Raw genomic sequence first — 2081 nt, forward strand, 5'->3', positions numbered from 1 at the left:
CTGGGCGGCGACGCCTCGGTAAAAGTCACCGACACCATCGATGAAGTGGTCGCCAAACTGACCGCTACCCCATCGGTAACCGAAGGCGGCGAGATTACCTACACCATCACGCTTACCAACAAAGATGGCCTGCCGATCAACAACCACGCGGAGCTGTACTTCAAGCTGAGCGACGGTACCAATATCGTTGTGGCGGCCAACAGCACCACCGGTTCGGCCACGGTTATCGCGCCGGACAACGTCTACGTCGGCACCAATGCGCCAGTGGTCAACGCCATTGACTCGGTCAGCGGCCAAGACGCGTGGAAGTTCGAGCAGCTGACCCTGGACAAGGCTGAGGTCAGCACCCAAGTCACCGACGAGCCTGGCACCCCGGGCAACGAAGGCGACATCGTCAAGGTCACCATCACAGCTGACCAGGTTTCGGTCGCCGAGAACGTCAAACCGACCTTTACCGTGCACATAAACACGGTGCTGGCGCATGACCTGACTGTGACCCTGAGCAATAACGCAGTCGTGACAATCAAGGCCGGTCAAACTTCGAGCGAGCCGTACACTCACGACGCACAGGGCGATGACGTCTACCAAGACGCCGGCGAAATCACCTTGGGCATCAAGTCGGCAGCCGACGCTACCGGTGCAGCGTTCGAGAACCTGCAACTGGGCGGCGACGCTTCGGTAAAAGTCACCGACACCATCGATGAAGTGGTCGCCAAACTGACCGCTACCCCATCGGTGACCGAAGGCGGCGAGATTACCTACACCATCACGCTGACCAACAAAGATGGTCTGCCGATCAACAACCACGCGGAGCTGTTCTTCAAGCTGACCGACGGCACCAACATTGTCGTGGCGGCCAACAGCACCACCGGTTCGGCCACTGTTATCGCACCGGACAACGTCTACGTCGGCACCAACGCACCAGTAGTCAACGCCATTGATTCGGTCAGCGGCCAGGATGCGTGGAAGTTCGAGCAACTGACTCTGGACAAGACCGAGGTACAAACTCAGGTTACTGACGAGCCGTCTGGCCAAGGCGACTTGGTCAAGGTCAGCATCGCTGCCGATCAGCTGTCTGTGAATGAGGCTACTGCGCCGACCTTCACCGTTACCCTGAACAAGGCGCTCGACAAGCCGTTCACCGTGACCTTGAGCACGGGTGCGACCCTGACCTTCGCAGCAGGCGAGACCACCAAGTCCTATGCCGCTCCGGCGCAGGGCGATGACGTGTTCAAGGACGAAGGCAAAATCACCGTCAGCATCACCAAGGCGGAAGTGGTCGGCGAGCAGCTGGAAAATCTGCAGATCGGCCAGCCTGCTACCGTTGCGGTCACCGATACGCAGAGCCCGGTTACTGCCCAGCTCACTGTGGATAACACTACCGTCGCTGAAGGCGGCAAGATTACCTACACCGTGACTCTGGTCAGCGCTGATCCGAGCCTGCCAGTAACCAACCACAAGGGTCTGACCTTCACGCTGACAGACGGCACCACTGTGACCGTTAAAGCAGGTGAGGCCACCGGTTCGGTTACCGTTACTGCACCAGACAACGTCTACGTCAATGATCCAGTCACCATCACCCAAGGCCTGACCAAGGTCGAAGGCGCTGGCGCCGATCAGTTCGAACAACTGAACCTGGGCAAAGATACCGTCAGCACAGTAGTCACCGATGAGCCAGGCACCCCTGGTAACCCAGGCGGCAACAACGAAGGTGACTTGGTCAAAGTCAGCATCGTGGCCGATCAAGTCTCGGTCAACGAAGCCACTGAGCCAACCTTCACCGTCACCCTGAATAAGGCTTTGGACAAGCCGTTCACCGTGACCCTGAGCACTGGTGCCACCCTGACCTTCGCGGCAGGTGAAACCACCAAGTCCTATGCCGCACCGGCGCAGGGCGATGACGTGTTCAAGGACGAAGGTAAGATCACTGTCAGCATCACCAAGGCCGAAGTGGTCGGTGAGCAGCTGGAAAACCTGCAGATCGGCCAGCCTGCGTCCGTAGCTGTGACCGATACGCAGAGCCCGGTTACTGCTCAGCTCACTGTGGATAACACCACTGTGGCCGAAGGTGGCAAGATCAC

1 protein-coding gene is annotated in these 2081 nt (G+C 58.8%); it reads left to right on the plus strand.

The features are described 5' to 3' along the window. Positions 1–2081: immunoglobulin-like domain-containing protein (locus QME24_RS24635; protein WP_348650971.1), on the plus strand; the 2081-nt coding region annotated here is incomplete at both ends.

The organism is Pseudomonas sp. PARCl1, from assembly GCF_947311875.1.
GTDB classification, from domain to species: domain Bacteria; phylum Pseudomonadota; class Gammaproteobacteria; order Pseudomonadales; family Pseudomonadaceae; genus Aquipseudomonas; species Aquipseudomonas juntendi.